The sequence below is a fragment of the Nesterenkonia muleiensis genome (assembly GCF_003600155.1).
Taxonomy (GTDB): Bacteria; Actinomycetota; Actinomycetes; order Actinomycetales; family Micrococcaceae; genus Nesterenkonia; species Nesterenkonia muleiensis.
This window is the reverse complement of sequence record NZ_QWLD01000014.1, coordinates 54,121-80,693: the sequence shown is the minus strand read 5'-3', so window position 1 is coordinate 80,693 and position 26,573 is coordinate 54,121. Positions and strand designations below refer to the sequence as shown.

Genomic DNA, 26,573 nt, shown 5'->3' with positions numbered 1-26,573 from the left:
CGACGGTGCTGCTGGGCGATACCCACTACCGAGACGAGGCCCTGGCACCCTTCCAATCCGAGGCGCTCTTCGGCCTGCTTCTTGACGCGGCCGCGAAGCTCTTCGGCACCGGGGACGTGGACGTCGTTGAGCGATGGCAGGGAATCTACGCCACGGCACCGGATCAGTTTCTCCTGGAGACCGCATCTGACGGCGTCGTCGTAGTCACCGTGACCACAGGTATCGGTGCCTGTGACGTGCTGCTGGAACTCTCCGGGAAATCCAGCGCACTGCATGATGGCCTGGGAGCCCTCGATGTTCTCGGCACAGCGGTTATCGCCGGATCAGGGGCCCCGGACGGACGGATAGCGGTGGACCCCGAGCAGATCGCGCGTCGAGACCTGCAGATCCAGGGCTCGCACAATGATGAACCTCGGCACCTGGTGGAGGCTCTGGACTTTTTGGCCGGAACACTCGACCTCTACCCGTGGCAGGAGCTGGTGGCACCAGCACGTCCGCTTGAGGACCTCAGGGAGCTCCTGCTCGGAGTTCCCGGACCAGCCCTGCGCTACGCCGTGACGCCTTGAGGCACCTCTGGCCCATCCCCTTCTCTGTTCGTCTGCTCGGGCACATGCGCCGCGACTCTTGGCTCGCTCAACTGGGTGCGGCACCGTCTGGGCCCCTGAGGTCATGGCATCCATTCATTGCGGCGTGGATATGCCAGGCACGCCCTAGCGCCGATACCATAGACAGGTGCTGCTGCTCTCCATCGACTCATCCGCCGGGGCCTCGGCCGCGCTGACCGGCGACGGTGAGCCTCTGAGCAGTTGGCAGACTGAGCAGACCACCTCCCACGCCGAAGTCCTGGCCCCGGCCGTTCATCAGCTGATCTCTGAGGCGAGTGTGACCGGGGAGGAGCTCGGCGGCGTCGTCGTCGGGGCGGGGCCGGGCCCCTTCACCGGCTTACGAGTGGGACTGGCCCTGGCCCATGCGCTCGCCGAAGCCTGGGACAAGCCGCTCTATGGTGTCTGCAGCCTGGACTCACTGGCGCTGCGTGCCACCGATGCCGGAATCGCAGGCGAGTTCCTGGTGACTACTGATGCCCGGCGTCGTGAGGTCTACTGGGCGCGCTATGAGAGCGACGACGTCGGTTCCCGGCTCATTGAGGGGCCTTTCGTGGGACCTGCCGCCGAGCTTCCGGCCTTACCGGCTGTGGGATCAGGGGTGCAGCTCTACCCTCAAGATCTGAGCGTTCCGGAGCTGCTGCCCGATGCCGCTGCGTGGCTGCCCGATGCCGCTGAGCTGGGCCGGCTGGCCCACGGGGCGGTCACCGGAGAGCTCACCGGGGTGCTCTGCCCGCCGCTGCCGCTCTACCTGCGGGGCTCAGACGCCAAGGTTCCTCAGCAGATGCTCAAGGGGGCAGCCTCATGAGTCTGCAGAGAATCGAGTGCGGTTGTTTCTTGATGAACCGGGCGGATTCTGGCCTCATAAGCCAGAAACAGCCGCACCCACGGGGATCGGCGGTCGACTGTGGCTAACACCTGGCCCTCACCTGGGGTTGCGGTGCGGCAGATGACTGGCGCCGATGTGCCCGAGGTGCTGGCGCTGGAGCAGACACTGTTCCCGCACGACGCCTGGCCTGAGCGGTTCTTCTTCGACGAGCTCGCCCAGGCGGAGCCGAACCTCGAGCCGCACCGTGCCACCAGGAAGTACTGGGTGGCAGAGACGTCGCCTCTGCCGACCTTCAATCCCCTCGGAACAGATCGAGCACGCTCGACTCTTCGCTCGCCTCAATCGGGCCCGGTCCCGCGCATTATTGCCTACGCCGGGATGATGTGCGTGCTGCCGCTGGCCGATGTGCAGACCCTGGCGGTGGCCCCGGAGGCCCAGGGCCAGGGTCTGGGCAGCCGGCTGCTGGCACTCATCGAGGAGGAGTCGCGGCACCGTGGGGCTGAGGACCTGCTGCTGGAGGTTCGGGCGGACAACCCCGGAGCTCAGCGGCTCTACCGGCGCAACGGCTTCGAGACCATTCGCCAGCGGCGGCAGTACTATCCCGACGGCGGCGACGCCCTGATCATGCGCAAACGGCTCAAGCAGCGCGGGCGCTCCTCTGCGGCAGACCTGCGGAACCCGGTGCCAGATGGCCCCATCACCCCGATCGCCGACGCGAAATCTGCACTTGGGGGCGGATCATGAGCACAAGTGCAGAGAACCCACCGCCGATCCTCCGGGGAGGCCCCCGATGAACGCCACCGCTGCTGCGGCTGAGCCGCTTGTGCTGGGCATCGAGACCTCCTGTGACGAAACCGGGGTCGGCATTGTGCGCGGCACCCGGCTGCTGGCCAATGAAGTGGCCTCCTCCATGGAGGAGCACGTCCGTTTCGGCGGGGTGATCCCGGAGATCGCCGCCCGCGCCCACCTGGAGGCCTTCACCCCGACGCTGCGCAAAGCGTTGGCCACTGCCGGGGTGCAGCTGCAGGAGGTCGATGCCATCGCGGTCACCGCAGGTCCCGGTCTGGCCGGGGCGCTGATGGTCGGCCTCTCCTCGGCGAAGGGCCTGGCGCTGGCCACCGGCAAACCCCTCTACGGGATCAACCACCTGGTCGCCCATGTGGCGGTGGGGCTCCTGGGCGGCGGCGACCCCGGGGCGCCGGGACCTGAAGAAAGTGGTGGCACCGCCGTCTCAGGCTCGACAGCATCGACTGCCTCCCCGGCCCTCCCTGGGCAATGGAGCCGAGCGAAGACCGGTGCCGGCACCAGATGCTCCGAGCCGGTGGAGACTGGCGAAAGCCGCAGGCGCTCGCAAGCATCGCCCTCAATAGGTGCGCTGCTGGTCTCCGGGGGGCACACCGAGATTCTGCGGGTCGGCTCGCTGACCGATGATGTCGAGCTGCTGGGCGCTACGATCGACGACGCCGCCGGGGAGGCCTATGACAAGACCGCCCGGCTGCTCGGCCTGGGCTACCCCGGCGGCCCCAAGATCGACGCTGCCGCCGGCGAAGGCGACCCCACGGCTTTCGCCTTTCCCCGCGGCCTCACCAGACCCAAGTTTGAAGGCACCGCCGAAAACCCCGGCAAGCACCGGCACAACTGGTCCTTCTCCGGGCTGAAGACCGCGGTGGCCCGCGCGGTGGAACAGTTCCAGCTCGCCGGGTTGGAGGTGCCGGTGGCAGACATAGCCGCCAGCTTCCAGGAGGCTGTGGTGGATGTGCTGACCTCAAAAGCGGTGCGCGCCTGTCAGGAACACGGGCTGAACACTCTGCTGCTCGGCGGGGGAGTGGCGGCCAACTCGCGGTTGCGCGGACTGCTCGCCGAGCGTTGTGCCGCCGCCGGGATCGAGCTCACCGTCCCGCCGATCCCGCTGTGCACCGACAACGGGGCCATGGTGGCCGCGCTGGGAGCGCAGCTGGTGGCATCAGGGGCGCGGGCGTCGTCGTTGGCGATCCCTGCCGACTCCAGCCTGCCGGTGCACCGCATCAGCCTCTGACGAGCAGAGTCCATTGCCGTTGCCGTTCGGTGACCCCCTGCGACCACATACTTCGCTGATCCGAGCCCTACATGTCGTCACACGAGGCCACCGCACACGCTGGTGGGCTTCACAGGCCCGGAGCAGGCAGCGCCGGCTATCCGTTGATGGAGGTGCGGGTCCGGGCGGCTGAGTCCAGCACCACCTGGCGGAGATCGCCGTCGTGGGCTTCGGCCACCCGCTGCTGGCGCTGGTAGCCCGCGCCGTCCTGCATCATCCGCTCCACCAGCCGCAGCTCATCGGCGCAGCCCAACCGCTCGGCCACCGGCTCGAGCCGGTCCAGCTCGCGTTCCAGGTGGTCGGTGACCAGCTCCTCGTCCCCCTCGGCGTTGAGGATGATGATGGCCTCCAGCCCGTACCTGGCGGCGCGCCACTTGTTCTCCTGGATATGCCAGGGAGGCATCGTCGGCACCGTGCTGCCCGCCTCAATACTCTCCACGATGGAATGGACCAGGCACTGGGTCAGGGCGGCGATCCCGGCGATCTCCTCCAGGGTGGCCAGGCCGTCGCAGACGCGCATCTCCACCGTGCCCAGCCGCGGAACGGCACGGATGTCCCAGCGCACTTCGGTGACATCGTCGATCACCCCGGTGTGCTGCATATCGGCCACGCAGCCCTCGAACCCGGCCCAGTCGTCGAACTGGAAGGGCAGCCCCGCGGTGGGCAGCTGCTGGAACATCAGGGCGCGCTGGGAGGCGTAGCCGGTGTACTCGCCGCCCCAGAACGGCGACGACGCCGAGAGCGCCTGGAAGTGCGGATAGTAGTTGAGCAGTCCGTCCACCACAGGCATGGCCTGGCGCACATCGTCTAGCCCCACATGGACGTGCACCCCGTAGATCACCATCTGCCGGCCCCACCACTGGGTGCGGCGGATCAGTTCGGCATAGCGCTCCTTGTCGGTGACCGGCTGCTTGGTCGGCGGGGCGAACGGGTGGCTGCCCTGGCAGTAGAGGTCCACATCCAGCGGTTCGCAGTGCCGCATGACGTTCAGGGCGGTCTCGCGCAGCTGGCCAACACCCTCGTCGACGCTGCCGCAGACATCAGTGATCAGCTCGATGGTGTTCAGCAGCAGCTCCTGCTTCACATAGGGGTGCTCGTCGTCGCCGGAGAGCTCAGGATGCTCGGCCCGGCTGGCCTCCAGGATTCGCTCGGCCACACTGCGCAGGTCGCCGGTCTGCCGGTCCACCAGAGCCAGCTCCCACTCGATGCCCAGGGTCGAGCGCTTCGACTCGGCGAATGGAAGTCCCATCAGCATCTCCTCATCATCGGCGGAACTGGAATGTTCAGCCAACCCTATCGGCAGGCAACTGGGTGGATCCTGCTGATCTGCTCGATGCAGACAGTGTGTTTCACTGGCAAGGGTGAAGGAGGAAGACCATGCCAAAGGTACCGAAGCGCTTTGACCATATGACTCCGCGGCTCTGGTGGTGTGCACCGCTTTGGACCAGCGGCGTCGAAAGCAGCTCGAAAACCAGCAGTAGACCGTACCCTTGTGGGGATGTCTCGATTTCCGCGCCTCCTGATTGCTGCCGCCCTCACGGGCATCGTGATGGTGACCTCCTGCACCGGGAACGACGGCGCCGGCGCCCCCGGCACTGATGCCCCCGGTTCTGAGAGCACGGAGCCGACTGAGGAGGAGATCGCCGAGCAGGAGCGCGCCCAGAGGGAGCAGGACGTGCGCGATGCGATCGATGAGCAGGAGGATGCTTTGGCCGGACCCGGTGACCAGCACCGGGATCAGGCCGCTGAGCTGGTGGCGGATATGACACTGTCCCAGCGGGCAGGCCAGGTGCTCATCGGTGAGTACTCAGGCACGGACGCGGACTCTGCCGCCGGGATGATCGAGGAGCTTCACTTGGCCGGGGTGATCCTGATGGGGCACAATATTCCCGGCGGCTCTGACTCCGTGAACACCGAGGCGCTGGCCGAACAGATCGAGACCGTCTCCGCGGCAGGTTCCGCCGACGACGAGGAGGAAACCGGCCGTGCGGTGCCGCCGATCGTCTCCGTGGACCAGGAGGGCGGCCTGGTGACCCGCGTCGGCGCGCCGCTGACCGAATGGCCCACACCGATGGCCCACGGCGCAGTCCACGAGTCAGGGGCGGGGCAGCACTCCGGCGGCGGGCTCTGGAGCGCCGGCCAGGCCCACCGGCATATGGGCGAAGACCTTGCTGACCTCGGCTTCACCATGGCCTTTGCTCCCAACGCCGATGTGACCATCGGGGCGGCGGACCCCACGATCGGATCACGCAGCTTCGGCGCTGAGCCGGACAGTGTCAGCGCGCTGGCTCTGCAGGGGCTGCGCGGGCTGGCCGTGGCCGGGGTGGCCGGATCGGCGAAGCACTTCCCCGGGCATGGGTCGGTCACCGACGATTCTCATGACACGCTGCCTGTGCAGCCACAGAGCCTCAGTGAGCTTCGGGACCGTGACTGGCTGCCGTTCGCGGAGGTGATCGAGGCAGGCGCCCCGATGGTGATGATGGGGCATATCGAGGTTCCGGCGTTGGAGGACGGTGTCCCCTCCTCGTTGTCGGAGGCTGCCTACGCCGAGCTGCGTGAGATGGGCCATGACGGGGTGATCGTCACCGACGCGATGAACATGGCAGCCATCGCCCACCGCTTCGGCGGTGACCAGGCGGTGGTCGAGGCCCTCTCCGCCGGGGCTGATCTGATTCTCATGCCACATTCGGCCCCCAGCGCGCACAGTGCGATCATCGCCGCGGTGGAGACCGGCGAACTGGAGGAGTCCCGGCTGGAGGAGGCCGCGGAGCGCGTCGTCGCCCTGGTGCTGTGGCAGCAGGATCTGGCCGCAGGGCTGCTGGCCGCAGGTCCTGGAGTACCAGTGCCCGAAGATCTTGCCGAACGGATGAACTACGGCCCTGCGGATTCCGAGTACGACGGCGCCTTGTGGGAGGGCACTGGAGACTCTGGTGACAGCGGCCTCACCGATGTCGACGCCGCCACAGTCGCCGAGCAGGTGGCCGCTGCTTCGATCACGGTGGTGGAGGGGCAGTGTCAGACCGAGCTGATCGACGGGTCGCTGCAGATCCAGGGCGGCACCCAGCAGGACCGGGACCGCCTGGCCGCCGCCGCGCAGGAGGCGGGTCTGCAGGTGGGCAACGGTCCGGTGGTGACCCTCCTGGGCGGGAGCACGCCTGGCTCGGGCGATGTGGTGGTGTCCCTGGACCGGCCCGAGGCGCTCGCCGACTCCGCTGCTGATGCCAAGATCGCCCTCTACGGCCGCTCCCCTGAGCAGTTCGAGGCGCTCATCGAGGTTCTTACCGGCGCTGAGGCATCCGGTGCGCTGCCGGTGGAGGTGGGCAGCTACCCGGTCGGTCACTCTGCCTGCTGAGACCTCTTGAGCTGACCGTCGCTCTCCTGGTCTTTCAGCTCTTCTTCGAGCTCCTCGGTGAGTTCCTGAAGATCGCTCGGGATCCTCTGCCTCGTTCCACTCGGAAGAACATCCAGAGGCCTTCAAGCCTCTCGCGGAGCACCATCCCGGAACTCCCTTGGGCGGGCCCAGCGGACGCCCGTGAACCGTCCGAAATCTGAGTCGAAGGTTGCGACTGTGGCCTGGTGGGTGAGAGCGATGGAGGCCAGGTGTGCATCATTGGTCAGGTTGCCTCCCGTTCCGGCCTCATTCAGGAATTGAGTGAGAGCGGGGAGCACCTCGGCTCCGACGCCGGGGACTGAAGATGCGGGGCTGTTCAGCCACTCTGAGACGTTTGCCAGGGCATCGGAGACTGGCAGTGGGCTCTCAAAGATGCGCGGGTGGGTGGAGATGCGCAGAAAAGCGATCAAGGAGACCCAGGGCAGGAGCACTGTTCGGCCTCCATAGAGGGCAGGATCAAGCCAGTCTCGGGATTCATCGTGATGCTCAGCGTCCTCGTCCACCGCGTAGAGCAGAACGTTTGCGTCCACCAAGATCATTTGTTCAGCTTCATCTTGTCGAGAATGGCTTCGTCCTCGAGCTCTCCGGACAGCTGCAGTGCCTTCTCCAGGGAGACCAAGGGCCTCCCCATTCTTGCGGTGCGAGTGACAGGTCGTTTGATCCCGTCACGTGGAACACTCGAGCCCTGAATGATCGCGATGTTGACCGCGTCCTTGAAGCTCAGGTTGCGCTCCTGCATGAGGCGCCTGATCGAAGACTCAGCCTCAGGAGTAAGAGTGATAGTCGTCCGCATGGTTGCATCATAGCATCATTAAAATTGATGACTTGATGTCAGACGTATCAGAGCCAGTGTGCTCTTCGCTGAAAACGCGAGGGGGACCAGCGGGTCATTTCTACGCGTTGTAGAATCCATGGTGTGGCTCCTGAACAGCGCCGGATCACCGGTTCCGCCAAGCTGATCCGTGGGGCCCTTGCCGCCATGGTGGCAGTGGGCGCAGCGGTGCTGGCGCACGTTGCGGCGGGCCATCAGGCTCCCCATGCGGTGGTGATTCTGCTGGCAGTCACGGTCAGCGTGCCCCTCTGCGTCCAGCTCTCCGGGGTCACGCTCAGCCGTGCCCGATTGGTGGCGGCAGTGCTCAGCAGCCAGGCGGCCCTTCACATTCTCTTCGCGCTCTTTCCTGCCTCCTCGGCCGGAAGTTCGGGGCTGGTTGCCGACTCTCACACCCACCACGTCGAGGCGGCGCTGCTGCCGTTTGGCGGCACCGGGGCCAGCAATGAGCTCGCTGTGTCCCCGGCGGTGGGGGAGGCCGTGCACAGTTCGGTTCCGGGCATCGCCGCTCAGACCGGTTCGTCGATGCTGGCCACCCACCTGATGGCCGCGGCATTGGCCTATCTTCTGCTGCGGCGTGGTGAGGTCCTGCTGCACGCCATCGCAAAGCGGCTGGTGATCACACCGGTGCTGATCCTCCTGGAGCGCCAGCCGGCTCCGCACTCTGCACCGCGGCGCATCGCCTTTTCCGTCCGGCACCCGGAGAACGAGGACGACGCCTGGCTCGGCTCCGGACCGCGGAGCCTTCGTGGTCCGCCCGCTCTTGTGACGTAAACAGCACCATCCAGATGCTGCGGCATTGCCTTCGAAGGCACTTGCCGCTCTCACACTTCACAAGACAGAAAGACTTGACGATGCCTACACACACCATTGCCCCTGCGCGCCTGCGTCTCGGCGCCCTCGCCGGATGCGCAGCACTGACCCTGGGGGCGCTCACTGCAGCCCCCGTCTCCGCTCATGACACGCTGATCGCCTCGACTCCAGAGGCTGAGGAGGTGCTGGCCGAACTGCCGGATCAGGTCGTCCTGGAGTTCTCCGGTTCCGGTCTGACCACAGGTGATGGAATCACCAACGACATTTTGGTGCTTGACTCGGAGGAGCAGAACTGGGCCTCTGAGGATCCGGCCGAGGTGGACGGATCCAGAATGAGCACCGATCTCCCCGAACCACTTCCCAATGGCGAGTATGAGGTTCACTACCGGGTGGTCTATTCCGACGGCCACAGCGAAGAGAGCAGCTTCGGCTTCGAGGTTGATGTGCCGGCGGCTGAAGAGGACGACGACGCCCAGCTCGCTGAGACCGAGGAGACGGAGTCGACTGCTGAGCCCACTGATGCCGAGCCACTGGACACCCCTGCTGCAGATGATCAGGCGACTGACGCCGAGCTGGTGGAGACGGACGGCGACAACGCTGAGGAGTCAGCCCCATGGGGTGGAATCCTCAGCTGGGGGGCCCTTGCCCTGGCCGTTATCGGGTTAGCTGTGGCGGCCGGCTATGCACTGCGCCGGCGCAGCCGAGCCCCCGGGACGGACTGACGCTGAGGATCAGCCCAGGGGCTGGACCACTGCTGCCAGCCGGTCATCGCCCAGACGTGTGATGATCACCGTCGCGTGATGGCCCGCGGCTTTGGGCTGTCCCTTGGGCCTCTTCGGCAAGATCTGCTTGCGCAGCTGCTCCGGCACCACATCGACGCCGCGCTTCTTGATCTCGACGCTGGTGATCTCGTGTTCCGCACACCACTGCTTGAGCCGCTTGGCGGAGAACCCCATCACCTCCAGAATCCGGTATCCCCGCGCCAGCGGGGTCCCCCCGCTGCCGGGACTATCAGTGCAGAAATACGCGATGCGCTCATCGAGCAGCCGCCCGCCGAGCTGTTCGCACAGCTCGGCCACCAGCCCGGCCCGGATCACCGCCGGATCAGGCTCCCAGAGGATTCCAGACAGGCCGTCTGGACCTGAGGCCGTCAGCCGGGCCCCATCCCCGAAGTCTGAGGGGGTGGCCAGTTCCGCTGAGGCGGGGGTGGAGCCGGGAGCAGAGACGCCGGTTCTCAGCACCGTTGCTGCCCGGCGGACTGGGGCGCCGTCGGCGTTGCGCCGGGTCAGAGCGTTGAACCATAGGACCACCTCCACCAGCTCCCCATCCATGCTGACCCATTCGGCCTCGCAGTCGGTGGGGACCAGTTCATGCGGGATGCCCGGCCCCAGTTTGACCCCCAGGGGGATGCCGGTGGACGCCAGTTCGGTCACAAAGCTCAGTGGTGGGCTGAACTCCTCCGGGTCCCATAGCCGAGAGCGTTGGTTGCGCCGGGCCGGATCCAACCATAGACCTAACCCCGCATCCTTGAAGCGGCTCTCGGCTGAATGCGCCGAGACGATGTGTGAATCTGGGGCAAGATATTCTTCAGCCCATTCTTGCGCAGTGGAATGGACGACCTGCGCTTCTGGGAACGGGTGCAGGTTGATATGGGCCGCAGCGGCCGTGGTCTCATCGGCGTCCACCGCGGTGACGCGCATTCCCAGCGAAGCCAAAGCGAGAGCATCCGCACCCAGTCCGCAGCCCAGGTCTGCCACATGCTCCAGCCGGGCCTGCCGGAAACGCCGCGCATGCCGAGCGGCCACAGCCAGCCGGGTGGACTGCTGCAGTCCCTCAGGAGTGAGCAGCATCCGGGAGGCGAACTCTCCGAACTTCGCCTGCGCATCACGGCGCAGTCGCGACTGGGTCAGCGCCGCAGCCACGGTCGCTGGATCCCAGCCCTCCTTCCGCAGCTGAGCATTGAGCGCAGCCGAGCTGGCCGAATCATACTCCGGAAGTGAGTTCAGCAGCTCCCAGCCCCGCGGAGTGAGCACGGGCTTGAGCGCATCGGGGGAAGCCATGGAACCAGGGTAGCGGGCGCCAGCACCTCATATTCTGAAACGTGGGCATGAGGTATTTGCTAACCCCATTCAGTCCCGCGTAAGCTTCTGGTCAGCTTAGGACAGGCTAAGTAGAAAACAAACGAGGAAGGTACCCCTTCATGACTCTCTCCATCACGGCACCCGAAGGCGAGGGGAGCCCGCTATTCAAGCTCCTCTCCGTGGGCGCGATTGCCGCCCTGGCACTGACGGCATGCGGCGACAACGGCGATGAGGCTGAGGACGACGCAGACAACGGCGAGGCCGAGACCAGCGAGGAGGAGAACGGCGACGCCGAAGACTCCGAGGCCGGCACCATCACCGTCGAGGACGACCACGGCACCCACGAGATCGACCCCGAGGCGATCGACTCGGTGGGCGCCTTCGACAACCGCACCTTCCGTGTTCTGGAGGATCTCGGTGTGGAGCTCAGCGTGGCCTCGCGCGGCCTGATGCGCCCCCACATCCACGAGACCTATGCCGAGGACGAGGGTATCCTCGACACCGGCAACCACCAGGAGCCGAACTTCGAGGTCTTCGCCGCTGCAGAGCCCGATCTGGTCATCACCGGCCAGCGCTACTCTCAGTACTACGACGAAATGGCCGGTCTGATGCCTGAGGATGGCATCATCCTCGAGTGGAACGAGGCCGTCTCCGACCCCGAGACTTTCTTTGACGGACTGCGTGAACAGGTCGAGAGCATTGGACTGATCTTCGGCGCCGAGGCTGAGGCCGAGGATCTCATCGCCGACCTTGACGAAGCCATCGACCGGGTGTCTGAGGCATACAACGGCGAGGACACCGTCATGGGCCTCATCACCTCCGGCGGCGACATCAACTACGCCGGGCCCACCGAGGGCCGCGCCATCGCCGAGATCTTCCAGGAGTTCGACCTGGTGCCTGCCCTGGAGGTCGAGGACGAGTCCGGCGACCACGAGGGTGACGACATCTCCGTGGAGGCCATCGCCGACTCCGACCCCGAATGGATCATCGTGCTGGACCGCGACGGTATGAACCCCGAGGACCCGGAGTACACCGCTGCGGAGGAGCTCATCGCTGACTCCCCAGCTCTGCAGCAGACCGCGGCGATCGAGAATGAGCAGATTGTCTACATGCCGCAGCACATGTACCTCACGGAGGATATTCAGGCCTACACCGAGTTCCTCAACAACTTCGCCGACCAGTTGGAGGCAGCTGAGTAGCTGGCCGCTGTGCTGATGGGAGGTGGACATTGAGACTTGGTCTCTTTGTCCATCTCCCATAGCATTGCAAAACCGCATTAAGTCACGCACTCCTTGTCCATCCACGTTCTGAGGTTCCCATGACCACCACCCTGCGGCAGGACGTCTCGCAGACCAGCCGCGACATCCTCGTGGAGGACCCTCGGACCCGTCGTCACCGCCGGCTCTGGACCCCGGCATTCCTGGTTGCGATCCTCATCACGCTCGCTCTGGTGGTCGCCTCCCTGCTGGTCGGCCAGTTCGACGTCTTCGGCGGCGAGGACTGGGAGAACTTCTGGATGTTCGGCATCACCCGGGTGCCGCGCACCGTCGCGCTCATCCTCGCCGGAGCCGCCATGGCCATGTGCGGGGTCATCATGCAGCTGCTGACCCAGAACCGGTTCGTGGAGCCCTCCACGATGGGCACCACCGAATGGGCCGGTCTCGGCCTGATCCTGGTGATGTGGCTCTTCCCCTATGCCACCCTCTTCGAGAGAATGATGGGCGCCGTCGTCATGTCCTTCATCGGCACGATGGTCTTCTTCCTCTTCCTGCGCCGGGTCTCGCTGAAGTCCAGCCTCATCGTGCCCATCATCGGCATTATGCTCGGGGCTGTTGTGAGCTCCTTCAGCACCTATCTGGCGCTGGTCACCGACCGTCTGCAAACCCTGAGCATCTGGTTCCAGGGCTCCTTCACCGGAGTCATCCAGGGCCGCTACGAGCTGCTGTGGATCGTGCTGATCGTCACCGTGCTGGTCTTCATCACCGCCGACCAGTTCACCGTGGCCGGGCTCGGCAAGGACATGGCCACCAATGTGGGCCTCAACTACGCCCTGGTGCTGTTCATGGGAACCGCCATGGTCGCAGTGGCCACCGGCGTGACCGCCACCGTGGTGGGCGTGCTGCCGTTCCTGGGGCTGGTGGTGCCGAATATCGTATCGCTGTTCCGCGGCGACGACCTGCGCACCAACCTGCCCTGGGTGGTGTTGGTGGGCATCTGCACCGTGACGATCTGCGACCTCATCGGCCGGCTCATCATCGCGCCCTTCGAGATCCCGGTCGGCATGGTGCTGGGCCTGGTGGGAGGTGCGGTCTTCCTGGGCCTGCTGCTGCGCCAGCGGAAGAAAGGGGGGCTGGTGACATGATGTTCAAAACCGCCGAGCGGGACTTCCCGGACTCGCCGCCCCCGGAACCCCGGTCCCCAGGTGCCTCCGCCGCCGGCCCCGCCCAGGCAGACCGCCGCTCCGGGCCCATCACTGACCGGCGTCACATGCGCCGGTATATCCTCATCATGACGGCCCTGGGCCTCCTCGCCGTCGGGGTCACCTTCGGCATCATGACCTGGGACAACCCGGGTGAAACCGGCACCCGGCCCTGGTGGCTCATCGTGGCAATGCGCCGGGACTCCCTGATCACCATCGCGGTGGTCGCCGTGTGCCACGCCGTGGCGACGGTCGCCTTCCAGACCGCGGTCAACAACCGCATCCTGACCCCCGGCATCATGGGCTTCGGCAGCCTGTACACCGCCATCCAGACCACTGCGGTGTTCCTGCTCGGCGTCGGAAGCGCCACCGCGCTGGTCGGCGTCGGCCCCTTCCTCATGCAGATGGCGGCCATGGTGGTCCTGGCCACCATCCTCTACACCTGGCTGCTGAGTGGCCGGTTCTCCAATATCCACATCATGCTGCTGGTCGGCGTCGTCATCGGCGGGGTGCTGGGGTCGCTGTCGAATTTCATGCAGCGCATGCTCACCCCCAGCGAGTTCGACGTGCTGCAGGCACGGCTCTTCGGCAATATCTCCAACGCTCGCGCCGACTACCTGCCCTACGCCATCCCGATCGTGCTGGTCGTGGTGGCCCTGCTGTGGCTCCGCGCCAACACGCTCAACGTCATCGCCCTGGGCCGCACCACTGCGCAGAACCTGGGCGTGGCGTACCGACGGGAGCTGATCATCATCATGGCCCTGGTCTCTGTGCTGGTGGCCACCGCCACCGCCCTGGTGGGCCCCATGATGTTCCTCGGATTCCTTGCCGCGATCCTCGCCTACCAGTTCTCCGACACCTACTCCCACCGGATGCTCTTCCCCATGGCGGTCCTCTTCGGGTACACCATTCTGGCCGGCAGCTACTTCATGCTGCGCCACATCTGGGACGCCGGCGGGGCAGTGACCATCATCGTCGAGCTCATCGGCGGGCTCGTCTTCCTGATCGTTCTGATGAGGAAGGGGCGACTATGAGCATCACCCTGACCGACGTCACCAAGGACTACTCAGACAAGGTCAAGATCGGTGCTGTCACCACCGAGATCGAATCCGGGGGAGTGACCGCGCTGGTGGGGCCCAACGGCGCGGGCAAGTCCACCATCCTCACCATGATCGGCCGGCTGCTGGACATCGACCAGGGCACCATCGAGGTGGCAGGGCACGACATCGTCAACACCCCGTCGAAGTCCATCGCCAAGATCCTGTCGGTGCTGCGCCAGGAGAACCACTTCGTCACCCGGCTGACGGTCCGCCAGCTGGTCGGCTTCGGCCGGTTCCCGCACTCGCGCGGCCGGCTGACCATCGGGGACGAGAAGTACATCTCCGAGGCCATCGACTTCCTCGACCTCACCGAGCTGGAGAACCGCTATCTGGACCAGCTCTCGGGCGGCCAACGGCAGCGGGCCTATGTGGCGATGGTGCTGGCACAGAACACCGACTACGTGCTGCTGGATGAGCCGCTGAACAACCTGGACATGCAGCACGCTGTGCAGATGATGCAGCAGCTGCGCCGCGCCGCCGACGAGCTCGGCCGGACCATCGTGATCGTGCTGCACGACATCAACTTCGCCGCCCACTACTCCGACAAGATCCTGGCGATGAAGCACGGCCAGGTGGTCAAGCACGGCACTCCTGCGGAGATCATGCAGGACCATGTGCTCTCCGAGATCTTCAACACCGACGTCAACGTGATCGAGGGTCCCAATGGCCCCCTCGCGGTCTACTACTGAGCTCTGTCATCTCAGTTGTTGAGATAAAGCTGATGCTAGACAGGCTGCCTCAGCTGCTACGTCTAAAATTCTGGAGCTTGCCCTGCCTCCGCGGGGCCACCTCGCCTCAATACCCCGACGAAAGACCAGGATGTCCACATCAGTCGATGCCGCTGCCGCCCCTGCCCCTGAGCCGAAGAATCCGAATCAGGGCGACGAGATCGCCGATGAGAACCTGACGGTTCCGCGGCACCGCATCATCATCGCCTCGCTGATCGGCACCACGATCGAGTTCTACGACTTCTACATCTACGCCACCGCCGCAGTCTCGGTCTTCCCGATCCTCTTCTTCATCACCGAGGACGATGGCGCTGCCCTGCTGGCCTCCATGGCCACCTTCGGTGCCGCGTTCGTAGCCCGGCCGCTGGGCGCGGTGCTCTTCGGTCACCTCGGTGACACCATCGGGCGGAAGGCCACTCTGGTCGGGGCGCTGCTGACCATGGGCATCGCGACGTTCCTGATCGGACTGCTGCCCACGATCTACCAGATCGGCATCTGGGCTCCGCTGATGCTCACCGTCTTCCGGTTCTGCCAAGGATTGGGGCTGGGCGGCGAATGGTCCGGCGCGGCGCTGCTGGCCTCGGAGACGGCCAAGCCCGGCAAGCGTGCCCAGGCGGCCATGTGGCCGCAGCTCGGCGCCCCCTTCGGTTTCATCCTGGCCAACGGCCTGTTCCTGCTGCTGGCCACCCTCTACAGCTACGACTCCGCGGCCGTCCAAGCATTGCCGGTGGAAGAGGCACTGCAGGACCCGTTCCTGGTGTGGGGCTGGCGCATCCCCTTCCTGCTCTCGGTGGTGATGGTCGTCGTCGGGCTCTATGTCCGGCTGCGCATCGAGGAGACCCCGGTCTTCGCCAAGGCCATGGAGAACAAGGAGAAGGCCAAGGTCCCGGTGGGCGAGGTCTTCCGCAAGAACTGGCGCGAGATCATCCTGGGCACCTTCATCATGCTGGCCACCTACGGTCTCTTCTACCTCATGACCACCTGGATCCTGTCCTACGCGATCGCCGGGGCAGCCGCAGGCGGCTTGGCCTACGGATACCAGTCCTTCCTCGTGCTGCAGGTGATCTCGATCGTGCTGTTCGCCATCTTCATTCCGATCGCCGGCCGCCTGGCCGACAGGTTCGGACGCCGGCGCATGCTGATGACCACCACCGCCGCGATCATCGTCTTCGGCCTGAGCTTCAATGTCTGGCTCAACCCGGACTCGATCGGCTCCGGCGCGGACATGAACGTGTGGCAGATGCTGATGTTCCTCTCGGTCGGCATGTCGCTGATGGGCCTGACCTTTGGCCCGATGTCCGCCTACCTGCCGGAGCTCTTCCCCACCAACACCAGGTACACCGGTTCCGGTGTGGCCTACAACGTCTCATCCATCCTGGGTGCGGCACTGACCCCGTTCGTGGCCACCTGGCTGGTGCAGAGCTACGGTGTCTGGGCGGTCGGCCTCTACCTGGCCTTCCTGGCGGTGCTGACCATGATCAGCCTGGTCCTGTCCCCGGAGACCAGCCAGAAATCGCTCTATACCGAGTAGTCCCGCCTGGGTGCTCCCCACCAACCGGGCTGACGATCCTGCTAAGCTGACGGCACTGAGACCCTTCGTGAGCTTGGAGCCGCATGGCTGAACGCGTTGATGTCCCCAATGGTTTCAGTACCGTGCCCGATGTTGATGTCGAATCGTTCAGCCTCGAACTCGTTGAGCACCTCCGCACCACCTTCGCCGTCACCCCGGCCGAGGCGACGGTCCAGCAATGGCGGACGGCACTCAGCCTGACGATCCGCCACCGGGTGATGGAGATCTGGCTGCGATCGCGCCAGCACGCTCAGCATTCCGGGTCCAAACGGGTTTACTACCTGTCGATGGAGTTCCTGGTCGGACGGCTGCTCGACGACGCCGCGATCAACCTGGGCATTCAGTCTCTTGCCCGATCGGCGGTGGAAGGGCTCGGCCTCGACTATTCGGCTCTCGTCCACGATGAGGCTGACCCCGCGCTGGGCAATGGCGGACTGGGCCGGCTCGCGGCCTGCTACTTGGAGTCGACTGCCACGCTGGGGTGCATCGCCACCGGCTACGGCATCCGCTATGAGAACGGACTGTTCGAGCAGCACTTCGACGCCGGTCAGCAGGTTGAAGTCCCGGAGAGTTGGCTGCGGGAGGGCACGGTCTGGGAGGTTGACCGGCCTGAGTCGGCATTTCGCATCGGATTCGGCGGTCATATCTCAGAGGACGGCTGGCAGCCGGAGCGGCATATTGTGGCGCAGGCCCATGACCTGCCGGTGGTCGGCTGGCGCAGCAACTGGGCGAACACGCTACGGCTGTGGTCAGCCCACGCCGAGGAGCCGCTGGACCTGGCCCGGTTCAACTCCGGAGACTTCACCGGCGCCGTCGAGGCCCAGACCCTGGCCAGGTCGCTGAGCCGGGTGCTCTACCCCGATGACAGCACAGACGCCGGCAAGGATCTGCGGCTGCGCCAGGAGTACTTTCTGACCGCTGCCGCCATCGCCGACATCCTGCGGCAGTTCGGCGAGCATTCCTCAGACTTGAGGACGCTGCCGTCCCATGCCGCGATCCAGCTCAACGACACCCATCCGACCATGGCCGGCCCGGAACTGCTGCGCCTGCTGCTGGACGAGCACGGCTACGACCTGGCCGAGGCCCTCGACATCGTCACCGCCACCCTGGCCTACACCAACCACACCCTGCTGCCCGAGGCCCTGGAGCGCTGGCCGGTCGAACTGCTCGGCCGGGTGCTGCCGCGCCACCTGCAGATCATCGAGGCGGTCGACCACTGGCACCGTGAGCAGGCCCCCGCTCTCGGAGAGGCTTCACGCATCATCACCGACGGTTCGGTGCAGATGGGCAACTTGGCCTTTATCCTGGCCCACCGCATCAACGGCGTTTCCGCTCTGCACACCGAAATGGTGCGCCGGGAACTTTTCGCCGAGCTCGACGCCGCCCATCCGGGGCGCATCGTGAACCAGACCAACGGCATTACGCCGAGGCGTTGGCTGCGGGCCGCCAACCCAGCGCTGTCCCGGCTCATCAGCCAGGCCATCGGCCCCGGCTGGGAGACTGATTTGGACCGGCTGCGCGGACTCGAGCCGTTCGCCGAGGATCCGGCGTTCGGTGATGCGTTCGGGGCCACCAAGCGGGAGAACAAGCTCGCCGTCGCCGAGTGGCTCAGCCAGCAGACCGGCCACCCGGTCAACACCGAGGCCCTGTTCGACGTGCAGGTCAAACGCATCCACGAGTACAAGCGTCAGCTGCTGAACATCCTCCACACCATCGCGCAGTGGCAGCGCATCAAAGCCGACCCCGGCGGTGACTGGGTGCCGCGGGTGAAGATCTTCGGCGGGAAGGCGGCCCCGGGCTACGCGGTCGCCAAGCAGATCATCCGGCTGATCAACGACGTCGCCGCCGTCATCAACCGTGACCCGGACACCAGCGAGCTGCTCACCATCCATTACCCGGCCAACTACAACGTGACCATGGCCGAGCGGCTGATCCCGGCCGCAGACCTCTCCGAGCAGATCTCTACCGCCGGCATGGAGGCCTCCGGCACCGGCAATATGAAGTTCGCGCTCAACGGCGCACTGACCATCGGCACCCTGGACGGGGCCAATGTGGAGATCCGCCAGTTAGTCGGTGAGCAGAACTTCTTCCTGTTCGGCCTGACCGCCCAGGAGGTGCTGGAACGGCGCGCGGTCCCTGAGCACTCCAAGCTGGCGATCGAGGGCAGCGACCACCTGCCGCCTGTGCTGCAGCTGCTGGCCGAGGGGTTCTTCAGCCCTGAGGAGCCAGAGCGCTACCACGGACTGCTCGACCTGCTCTGGCACCACGACTACTTCTTAGTCACCGAGGACTTCGACGCCTACGACGCCGCCCAGGCCAGCGTCGAGAAGACGTTCAAGACACCAGCGGTCTGGCGGCACCAGGCAGTCCTGAACACCGCACGGGTCGGCTTCTTCTCCGCAGACCGTGCGGTGCGCGGCTATATGGACGAGATCTGGTCGGTCGGCTCGGCGCTCCCGGCCACGGTGACAGGACGGTGAGCCGATGGCAGCCTCCCTCACTGATGCCGCTGCTCCACTATGGCATCGCTTCGGCGCCCACTTCGTCGATCTGCCCGAAGGTGAAGCCGTCCGGTTCGCCGTCTGGGCACCGCATGCACAGCAGGTCAGCGTCGTCGGCGACTTCAACGACTGGAACCCCAACGCCTCGGTGCTGGACCCGGTCGGCTCAACCGGCATCTGGACGATCACCGTGCCCGGCATCGCCGAAGGCTCCCTCTACAAGTACCAAATCATCAGCGCGCAGGGTCATGCACTGCCCTGGAAGGCCGACCCGGTGGCCTTCGGCTCGGAGCACCCGCCGCGCAACGGCTCAGTGGTGCGCCGCATCGACCAGCACCTCTGGGGCGATGACAGCTGGATCTCGCGCCGTGCAGCGGCCCAGCGGTTCGATGCCCCGATCAGCATCTACGAAGTGCACCTGGGCTCCTGGCGGTGTGCCGAAGGCGGCCGGCCGCTGTCCTATCCGGAACTGGCCGAGCAGCTGGTGGAGTACGTGGCCGATCTCGGCTTCACCCATATCGAGCTGATGCCGATCACCGAGCACCCGTTCAGCGGCTCCTGGGGGTACCAGCCGGTCGGGATGTACGCGCCGACAATCCGGCACGGCACTCCTGAGGAGTTCGCCGCTCTCATTGACGCCGCCCACCAGGCCGGGCTCGGCGTCATCGCTGACTGGGTGCCGGCGCACTTTCCTGCCGACGAACACGGGCTCAGCCGGTTCAACGGCGGACCGCTGTATGAGCACGCGGATCCGCGCGAGGGGTTCCACCAGGACTGGAACACCCTCATCTACGACTACGGCAGGCCCGAAGTCGCCGACTATCTGATCTCTAACGCACTGTACTGGCTGCAGGAGTACCACCTCGACGGCCTGCGCGTCGATGCGGTTGCGTCCATGCTCTACCGGGACTACTCGCGGGAAGACGGCGAGTGGATTCCGAACCGGGACGGCGGACGGGAGAACTACGAGGCGATCCGGCTGCTTCAGGAGATGAACACCCGCGTCTACGGCGAGGTTCCCGGGGCGATCACCGTCGCCGAGGAGTCGACGTCGTTCCCGGGGGTCAGCCGGCCGGTGGACCACGGCGGGCTCGGCTTCGGCTACAAGTGGAACATCGGCTGGATGAACGACGCGCTGACCTACCTCGGCGCCGATCCGGTGCACCGCAAGTATCACCACCACGAGCTGACCTTCCCGCTCACCTACGCCTTCACCGAGAATTTCATCCTCCCGATCAGCCACGACGAAGTCGTCCACGGCAAGGGCTCACTGTACGGCCGGGCACCGGGGACCCATGAGGAGAAGCTCGCCAGCGTCCGTGCCTTCCTGGGCTATATGTGGGGCCATCCGGGCAAGAAGCTGCTGTTCATGGGCCAGGAGCTCGCTCAGCGCAGCGAATGGGACCACGAGGGCACCGTTGACTGGGACGCACTGGCAGACCCCGGTCATGCCGGCATCCAATCGCTGGTGCGTGACCTGAACGCGCTCTACCGCGAATACCGTGCATTGCACGTCCGCGACACCAGCGACGGCGGCTTTCGGTGGGTTGTCGTCGACGACGCGGACAACAGCGTCTTCGCCTGGATCCGGTGCGGTGAGGATGAAGATCGGCCGGTTCTCGTCGCGGTCAACTTCACCCCGGTGGAGCGCAGCGGATACCGGCTCGGCCTGCCGGCAGGCGGCTGCTGGAGAGAGGCGCTGAACACCGATTCGTCCCACTACGGCGGGCAGAACCGAGGCAACCTCGGCTCGTTCGGCGCAGAAACCTCGGGCTCACACGGCTGGCCGTTCTCCGCAGAGGTCGTGCTGCCACCACTGTCGACAGTCATCTTCACCCCGGACCTCAGCTGAAGTCCCCACCCGATGAGGAGCAACCATGGGCACCACCGGAGCACCCACCCGACTCTCATCCCACACCATGGCCTTCGTCCTGGCCGGCGGCCGGGGAAGCCGGCTCAAGGAGCTGACCGCCCGGCGGGCCAAACCCGCAGTCCACTTCGGCGGCACCAGCAGAATCATCGACTTCGCGCTGTCCAACGCCCTGAACTCCGGTATTCGCAAGATGGCCGTCGCGACGCAGTACAAGGCGCATTCGCTGATTCGGCATATGCAGCGCGGCTGGGGCTTCTTCCGCGCCGAACGCAACGAGTACCTGGACATCCTTCCGGCCAGCCAGCGGGTCGAGGAGACCAAGTGGTACATGGGAACCGCAGATGCCGTCACCCAGAACATTGACATCGTCGACGACTACGGCGTCACCTATGTCATCGTGCTCTCCGGCGACCAGGTGTACAAGATGGACTACGAGGTGATGCTGCGCCAGCATGTGGACACCGGCGCCGATGTCACCGTCGGCTGTCTGACGGTGCCCCGGGCCGAGGCGACCGCCTTCGGCGTGATGCACGTCGATAAGACCGGCCGCATCCTGGACTTCCTCGAGAAGCCCGACGACCCGCCGTGCATACCGGACCGTCCTGACGAGGCACTGGCCTCAATGGGCATCTACGTCTTCGAATGGTCCTTCCTGCGCGAACTGCTCATCGCCGACGCTGAGGATCCCAGTTCCGGGCACGACTTCGGCTACGACGTCATCCCCTCGATCGTCCGCGGCGGCAGCGCCTACGCGCACCAGTTCTCCGAGTCATGCGTGATGAACGGTCTGGAGACTGAACCCTACTGGAGAGACGTCGGCACCATCGATGCCTTCTGGCAGGCGAACATCGACCTCACCGATTTCGTCCCGCCGTTCGACCTGTATGACCGCGCCTGGCCGATCTGGACCTACGCCGAGCTGGTGCCGCCGGCGAAGTTCATCCACGATCAGGAGAACCGGCGCGGGATGGCGGTGCAGTCACTGGTGGCCGGAAACTGCATCGTCAGCGGCTCTGAGGTCTATCACTCGGTGCTGTTCACCGGCGGGCGCACCCACTCCTACTCCTCGCTGGACCAGGTGGTGGCGCTGCCGCAGGTGACGATCGGCCGCAGCGCACGGCTCTCGCGCTGCGTCATCGACAGCAACGTCGAGATCCCCGAGGGCCTGGTCGTCGGGGAGGACGCCGAGGCTGATGCCCACTGGTTCCGGCGCACCGACGACGGCGTGGTGCTGATCACCCAGCCGATGCTCGACCGGCGTGCCGCAGCCCTGGACTGATCCTCAGATGTCTCCTCGCAAGCCACGCCGTGCGGTGCTGTCCGTCGCCTCCGAATGCGTGCCCCTGATCAAGACCGGGGGTTTGGCAGACGTGGTCGGGGCCCTGCCGAAGGCTCTGAAGGAACTCGGCTGGCAGACCCGGGTGCTGATGCCGGCGTATCCGGGCGTGGCCGACCGGCTTCGCGCGGTGACCGAGGTCTGGTCGGACCCCGATCTGTTCGGCGGCCCTGCGGCAGTGCTGTCCGGCACCGTCGGCGGTCTCAGAGTGCTGGCGCTCTCAGCATCGCATCTCTACGACCGGGCCGGTGGGATCTACCAGGGGCAGGAGGGCGATCACCCGGACAACGACCTGCGGTTCGCCGCGCTCTCCTGGGTCGCTGCGCGGCTGTGCGCCGAAGGCACTCGAGATGGCTGGAAGCCAACGCTCCTGCACGCCCACGACTGGCAGGCTGGACTGGCACCTGCCTATCTGCGGTTCGCCGAAAGCAGCACGCCCTCGGTCATGACAATCCACAATATGGCCTTTCAGGGCATTGCCCCCGCTGATCGGCTTGAGGCGCTGCGCCTGCCGCGTCAGGAGTTCCACCACTCATCGCTGGAGTACTACGGCCAGATCAGTGCTCTGAAAGCCGGCCTCGTCCACGCAGACCGCATCACCACGGTCAGTCCCAGTTACGCCGAAGAGCTGATGCGGCCGGAGTTCGGCTTCGGCCTGGAAGGGGTCATCATCGAGCGTTCGCAGGCACTGAGCGGAATCGTCAACGGCATCGACACCAGCGTGTGGAACCCTGCCGAAGACGCTGCCATCCCGCAGAACTACGACACTGCGCAGCTGGGGAACAAGCAGGCCAACCGCGAGGCTCTGCTCGAGGAGTTCGGCCTCGGGCCCACGCCGGGTCCGCTGGCGATCGTCGTCAGCCGGCTCAGCCACCAGAAGGGCATCGATCTGCTGGTTGAGGCGGTTCCGGAGTTCATCCAGCTCGGGGGATCGTTGGTGCTGCTCGGCGCTGGCGATGCGGATCTGGAGCACCGGCTGCGCACGCTCGCAGACCACTACCCGGACCGGGTCGGGGTGCGTATCGGCTACGACGAGCCGCTCAGCCATCGGATGTTCGCCGGCGGGGACGCGGTGATCGTCCCCTCGCGGTTCGAGCCCTGCGGACTGACCCAGCTGTACGGGCTGCGCTACGGCACGCTCCCGGTGGTCGCAGCGACCGGCGGGCTGCGGGACACTGTCATCGACGCGAGCGTCGCCGGGCTGGCCGGCCAGGCCGCCACCGGAATCGCATTCTCCCCCCTTGACGCGCTGGCCCTGGGCCGGGCTCTGGCGCGGCTGGTGGCCCTGTACGCGGACCCTCCCACCTGGTGCCAGATCCAGCGTCGGGCGATGATGGCCAATGTGGGATGGACGCTGTCGGCCGAACACTATGCGGAGCTGTTCGATGAGCTGGTGGCCAGCCGATGACCCATCTGGTGACTCGTGGCCGGTCATGGCCGCTGGGGGTGCACCCTGACGGCGACGGCGTCAACGTGGCGGTCTTCTCCGAGCACGCCGAGCAGATCGAGCTGTGTCTGGTCGGCCCCGGCGGAACGTCCAGGATCGAGCTGCCCTACCGAGACGGCCAGATCTGGCACGCGCATATCGGAGGCGTCGGCCCCGGCGCCAGGTATGGGCTGCGCGCCCACGGCCCGTTTCTGCCCGCCGAGGGGCACCGGTTCAACCCGCACAAGCTGCTGATCGACCCCTATGCCCGCCGGCTGGACCGCCCGGCTCGCTGGCATCCGGCAATGTCCGGAAGCGTCATCACCGACGGCGGTGAATCGCTGGAGACCACCGACAGCGCCGAGGTCGTGCCGCTGGGAATCGTCGAGGCCGGCGATTTCGACTGGGGCGGTGGAGCACGTCCGCGGCATGAGTTCGCCGACAGTGTGATCTACGAGGCTCATGTGAAGGGCCTGACCGCCGGGCATCCGGAGGTGCCCGAAGAGCTGCGTGGCAGCTACCTGGGGGTGGCCAGCGAGGTGATCATCGACCATCTGGTCGGCCTGGGTGTCACCGCGGTGGAGCTGTTGCCGGTGCAGGCGTTCATCGACGACCGGTTCCTGGTCGAGAAGGGCCTGCGCAACTACTGGGGGTACCAGACGATCAACTACTTCTCCCCGGATTCGCGCTACGCGATCGATGACCCGGTCACCGAGTTCAAGCAACTGGTCCGCACCCTCCACGAGGCCGGCATCGAGGTCCTGCTCGATGTGGTCTACAACCACACCGGCGAAGGCGGTGCCTCCGGTCCGACGCTCAGCTTCCGCGGGCTGGACAATCACACCTACTATCGGCTCGGCGAAGACCAGTCGACTTATCTTGACGACACCGGCACCGGCAACTCTCTTCCGGCTGCGCGTCCTGCGGTGACCAGGCTCATCCTGGACAGTCTGCGGTACTGGGTGACAGAGATGCATGTGGACGGCTTCCGGTTCGACTTGGCCACTACGCTGGGCCGTGAGAGCCCGGACTTCGAACCGGGCGGCCGGTTCTTCCACGCACTGCGGCAGGACCCGGTGCTGGCCGGGGTGAAGCTGATCGCTGAGCCTTGGGACATCGGCCACGAGGGCTATCACGCCGGCGGCTTCCCGCATCCCTTCCGCGAGTGGAACGACCGCTACCGTGACGGCATCCGGCGCCTCTGGCGCGGCGAGGACTTCGCCGCCGCGGACCTCGGATCGCACCTGCTGGGCTCGGCGAAGATCTTCCAGCGCCCAGGCCGGGACGCGACGACGTCAGTCAACTTCCTCACCGCCCACGACGGCTTCACACTGACCGATGTGGTCAGCTACGCCGAGAAGCACAATGAGGCGAACGGGGAGCAGAACGCCGACGGTCACAACCATAACTTCTCGGACAATCTCGGCGTCGAAGGTCCGACCGAGGATCCGGCGGTCAATGCCGCCCGAGCAAGCCGGCGCCGGGCGATGATGGCGACACTGCTGATCTCTCAGGGTGTGCCGATGCTGCTGGCCGGCGACGAGATCGGCAACAGCCAGGGTGGCAACAACAATGCCTACGTGCAGGACAATCCGACCGGATGGGTGGACTGGACGGATCCTGATGCCGAGTTCCTTGCGCTGACCCGCAGCTTGATCCGGCTGCGTGCCCAGCAGCCGCTGCTGCGTCAGCGAGACTTCCTGCACGGTGAGACCCGAGCTGACGGTGAACCGGATATCCGCTGGCACCGGGCCGACGGCATCGCCCCGCAAGAGGCCGACTGGCACGATCCTGACTGGCAGACGCTGGTCGCCGAAGTCCGCGGCTCCGCCGCCGCGCCGGCCGAACAGCAGCGTGCAGGAGCGTTGCTGCTCATCGTCAACACCGGCTCCGAGACCGATGTGGTGCTGCCCGAGACGAGCCAGCGCTGGGAGGTGCTCATAGACACTGGCACGCTGTCTGACCTGCCGGTCGGCGAAGACCCAGGGGAGCAGGTGGCTGGCCGCCGAGCCGCAGCGAATACTGCCGTGCACACGGGAGGAACAGCGCGCTCGGTGGCGGCCCAGTCGGTTGCGGTGCTCGGCGCGCTCTGACTAGCGCAGGCCCAGGGGCAGTGCCGCGAGCGTGGAGTACTGTGGAGCCCCCGATTTTCCAGCCCCGAGCTCAGAGAGCACCAGATGCGCTGCGTCAGCCACCCATGCTGGACCTTCGTAGACCGCCAGCGCCTCAGCGCGGCGACGGATCTGGGCCTCACCTCTGCGCCGGTCCCGTTCCCTGGCACGGGCAAGGGTCACATGGGCACGACGGCGCTCCCGGGGCCGGGCAGGTTCAGAGCCACGCCCGTAGCCCACACCGATCTCTTGGACCGTGCGCATCAGATCGACCAGCGGGTTTGAGCCGTTGGAGTGCACGGCCAATGTCTTCTCCTGCACGCCTGCCCACAGAGTGCGGCCGGTGAACACCCCAGCCCCGCGGAGTCTCAGAGACATAGCTGGTGCGGCGGCCAGTGCCGATTGAAGATCGGCGATGAGGTCTTCGGCTGCCCCGGAGGGGACATCACCGTAGAACGCCAGAGTGATGTGCCGGTCTTCAGGAGCCACCCAGCGTAGAGGATGGCGGCCTCGTCCATCGGCGTCGCCGGGAGCGCCATTGACAGATTCGAGGGCCATCTGCAGATGATCGTTGATGTGCTCGGGCAGAAAGAACCCCACAAACAGGCGCATACCTTCCCAACGCCGCCTGCGGCCCCGTCCATTCCGACCTTCGGTAAGGTGTGAACGGATGAGTGCCCTCATGGTCCCGCAGTGGCAGCCCCGCCGTTCCTGGTCACCCGGTCTCCGGGGAGGAAGCCTTCATCGTCCAGCGGCAGGGACGAGAGGTGCGGTTCATGGTGCGTTCGCTCACCAAACCGGCAGAAACACAGCCGTGGCGGGCGTTATTTCCTCTGCTGCTGGTGGCTCAGCGAATCACCCGCCGCCGCTATCTCCGGGCGCTGCGCTGA

General features: G+C 65.9%; 23 protein-coding genes. 18 read left to right on the top strand and 5 right to left on the bottom strand.

Annotation, left to right across the window (positions count from 1 at the left end):
• Positions 1 to 5 precede the first annotated feature (5 nt).
• The 4 genes from DVO78_RS04585 (at position 6) to DVO78_RS04570 (ending at position 3,466) form a co-directional block, all read left to right on the top strand.
• Entirely contained in the window at positions 6 to 566 is a 561-nt protein-coding gene (locus tag DVO78_RS04585; protein WP_120003634.1) for a hypothetical protein, read from the top strand.
• Positions 567 to 732: 166 nt separating this feature from the next.
• Complete coding sequence (gene tsaB, locus DVO78_RS04580; protein ID WP_120003633.1) at positions 733 to 1,410, top strand: tRNA (adenosine(37)-N6)-threonylcarbamoyltransferase complex dimerization subunit type 1 TsaB; 678 nt, start codon at positions 733 to 735, stop codon at positions 1,408 to 1,410.
• A 141-nt stretch (positions 1,411 to 1,551) separates the two neighbouring features.
• The gene (gene rimI / locus DVO78_RS04575; protein WP_120003632.1) at positions 1,552 to 2,175 is read left to right on the top strand and encodes a ribosomal protein S18-alanine N-acetyltransferase; all 624 of its coding nucleotides are present in this window, start codon (positions 1,552 to 1,554) and stop codon (positions 2,173 to 2,175) included.
• A gap of 46 nt (positions 2,176 to 2,221) precedes the next feature.
• Entirely contained in the window at positions 2,222 to 3,466 is a 1,245-nt protein-coding gene (locus DVO78_RS04570) for a tRNA (adenosine(37)-N6)-threonylcarbamoyltransferase complex transferase subunit TsaD (protein WP_120003631.1), read from the top strand.
• A 136-nt stretch (positions 3,467 to 3,602) separates the two neighbouring features.
• Here the strand turns inward: DVO78_RS04570 and DVO78_RS04565 are convergent, their stop codons facing one another.
• On the bottom strand, positions 3,603 to 4,754 hold the full coding sequence (locus DVO78_RS04565; RefSeq protein ID WP_120003704.1) for a glutamate--cysteine ligase: 1,152 nt from the start codon (positions 4,752 to 4,754) through the stop codon (positions 3,603 to 3,605).
• 249 nt (positions 4,755 to 5,003) lie between these two features.
• Here DVO78_RS04565 and DVO78_RS04560 point away from each other — a divergent pair, with 249 nt between their 5' ends.
• Positions 5,004 to 6,857, top strand: a complete 1,854-nt coding sequence (locus tag DVO78_RS04560) for a glycoside hydrolase family 3 protein (protein WP_238385146.1) — start codon at positions 5,004 to 5,006, stop codon at positions 6,855 to 6,857.
• Between the two features lie 122 nt (positions 6,858 to 6,979).
• Here the strand turns inward: DVO78_RS04560 and DVO78_RS04555 are convergent, their stop codons facing one another.
• Both DVO78_RS04555 and DVO78_RS04550 read right to left on the bottom strand, forming a co-directional pair.
• On the bottom strand, positions 6,980 to 7,426 hold the full coding sequence (locus DVO78_RS04555; protein ID WP_202912084.1) for a TA system VapC family ribonuclease toxin: 447 nt from the start codon (positions 7,424 to 7,426) through the stop codon (positions 6,980 to 6,982).
• A gap of 5 nt (positions 7,427 to 7,431) precedes the next feature.
• Positions 7,432 to 7,689, bottom strand: a complete 258-nt coding sequence (locus DVO78_RS04550; RefSeq protein WP_120003629.1) for an antitoxin — start codon at positions 7,687 to 7,689, stop codon at positions 7,432 to 7,434.
• 123 nt (positions 7,690 to 7,812) lie between these two features.
• Here DVO78_RS04550 and DVO78_RS04545 point away from each other — a divergent pair, with 123 nt between their 5' ends.
• Both DVO78_RS04545 and DVO78_RS04540 read left to right on the top strand, forming a co-directional pair.
• Entirely contained in the window at positions 7,813 to 8,499 is a 687-nt protein-coding gene (locus DVO78_RS04545) for a hypothetical protein (protein WP_120003628.1), read from the top strand.
• A gap of 80 nt (positions 8,500 to 8,579) precedes the next feature.
• Positions 8,580 to 9,260, top strand: coding sequence for a copper resistance CopC family protein (locus DVO78_RS04540; RefSeq protein ID WP_157983875.1), 681 nt, complete (start codon positions 8,580 to 8,582; stop codon positions 9,258 to 9,260).
• Between the two features lie 9 nt (positions 9,261 to 9,269).
• Here the strand turns inward: DVO78_RS04540 and DVO78_RS04535 are convergent, their stop codons facing one another.
• Positions 9,270 to 10,598, bottom strand: coding sequence for a class I SAM-dependent methyltransferase (locus DVO78_RS04535; RefSeq protein WP_120003626.1), 1,329 nt, complete (start codon positions 10,596 to 10,598; stop codon positions 9,270 to 9,272).
• A gap of 140 nt (positions 10,599 to 10,738) precedes the next feature.
• Here DVO78_RS04535 and DVO78_RS04530 point away from each other — a divergent pair, with 140 nt between their 5' ends.
• The 10 genes from DVO78_RS04530 (at position 10,739) to glgX (ending at position 25,665) form a co-directional block, all read left to right on the top strand.
• A complete protein-coding gene (locus DVO78_RS04530; RefSeq protein WP_120003625.1) occupies positions 10,739 to 11,818 on the top strand; it encodes a siderophore ABC transporter substrate-binding protein in 1,080 nt (359 codons plus the stop codon).
• A gap of 119 nt (positions 11,819 to 11,937) precedes the next feature.
• Positions 11,938 to 12,981, top strand: coding sequence for an ABC transporter permease (locus DVO78_RS04525; protein WP_120003624.1), 1,044 nt, complete (start codon positions 11,938 to 11,940; stop codon positions 12,979 to 12,981).
• Positions 12,981 to 14,072 (top strand): iron chelate uptake ABC transporter family permease subunit, encoded by a 1,092-nt coding sequence (locus DVO78_RS04520; protein WP_120003623.1) that lies wholly within the window; start codon positions 12,981 to 12,983, stop codon positions 14,070 to 14,072. The genes DVO78_RS04525 and DVO78_RS04520 overlap by 1 nt, the downstream gene beginning before the upstream one ends.
• On the top strand, positions 14,069 to 14,827 hold the full coding sequence (locus DVO78_RS04515; RefSeq protein ID WP_120003622.1) for an iron ABC transporter ATP-binding protein: 759 nt from the start codon (positions 14,069 to 14,071) through the stop codon (positions 14,825 to 14,827). The genes DVO78_RS04520 and DVO78_RS04515 overlap by 4 nt, the downstream gene beginning before the upstream one ends.
• Positions 14,828 to 14,957: 130 nt before the next feature.
• Entirely contained in the window at positions 14,958 to 16,397 is a 1,440-nt protein-coding gene (locus DVO78_RS04510; RefSeq protein ID WP_120003621.1) for an MFS transporter, read from the top strand.
• Between the two features lie 83 nt (positions 16,398 to 16,480).
• Positions 16,481 to 18,916, top strand: coding sequence for a glycogen/starch/alpha-glucan phosphorylase (locus DVO78_RS04505; RefSeq protein ID WP_120003620.1), 2,436 nt, complete (start codon positions 16,481 to 16,483; stop codon positions 18,914 to 18,916).
• A 4-nt stretch (positions 18,917 to 18,920) separates the two neighbouring features.
• Positions 18,921 to 20,789, top strand: coding sequence for a 1,4-alpha-glucan branching protein GlgB (gene glgB, locus DVO78_RS04500; protein ID WP_120003619.1), 1,869 nt, complete (start codon positions 18,921 to 18,923; stop codon positions 20,787 to 20,789).
• Positions 20,790 to 20,814: 25 nt separating this feature from the next.
• Positions 20,815 to 22,089 (top strand): glucose-1-phosphate adenylyltransferase, encoded by a 1,275-nt coding sequence (gene glgC / locus DVO78_RS04495; RefSeq protein WP_120003618.1) that lies wholly within the window; start codon positions 20,815 to 20,817, stop codon positions 22,087 to 22,089.
• A 7-nt stretch (positions 22,090 to 22,096) separates the two neighbouring features.
• Positions 22,097 to 23,554 (top strand): glycogen synthase GlgA, encoded by a 1,458-nt coding sequence (gene glgA / locus DVO78_RS04490; RefSeq protein ID WP_120003617.1) that lies wholly within the window; start codon positions 22,097 to 22,099, stop codon positions 23,552 to 23,554.
• On the top strand, positions 23,551 to 25,665 hold the full coding sequence (glgX, locus tag DVO78_RS04485) for a glycogen debranching protein GlgX (RefSeq protein WP_120003616.1): 2,115 nt from the start codon (positions 23,551 to 23,553) through the stop codon (positions 25,663 to 25,665). Before glgA ends, glgX begins: the two co-directional genes overlap by 4 nt.
• Here the strand turns inward: glgX and thpR are convergent, their stop codons facing one another.
• Positions 25,666 to 26,295, bottom strand: a complete 630-nt coding sequence (thpR, locus tag DVO78_RS04480) for an RNA 2',3'-cyclic phosphodiesterase (RefSeq protein ID WP_157983874.1) — start codon at positions 26,293 to 26,295, stop codon at positions 25,666 to 25,668.
• Between the two features lie 62 nt (positions 26,296 to 26,357).
• On the opposite strand from thpR, the gene DVO78_RS04475 reads away from it, so the two are divergent.
• Positions 26,358 to 26,573 (top strand): DUF1990 family protein, encoded by a 216-nt coding sequence (locus tag DVO78_RS04475; protein WP_120003614.1) that lies wholly within the window; start codon positions 26,358 to 26,360, stop codon positions 26,571 to 26,573.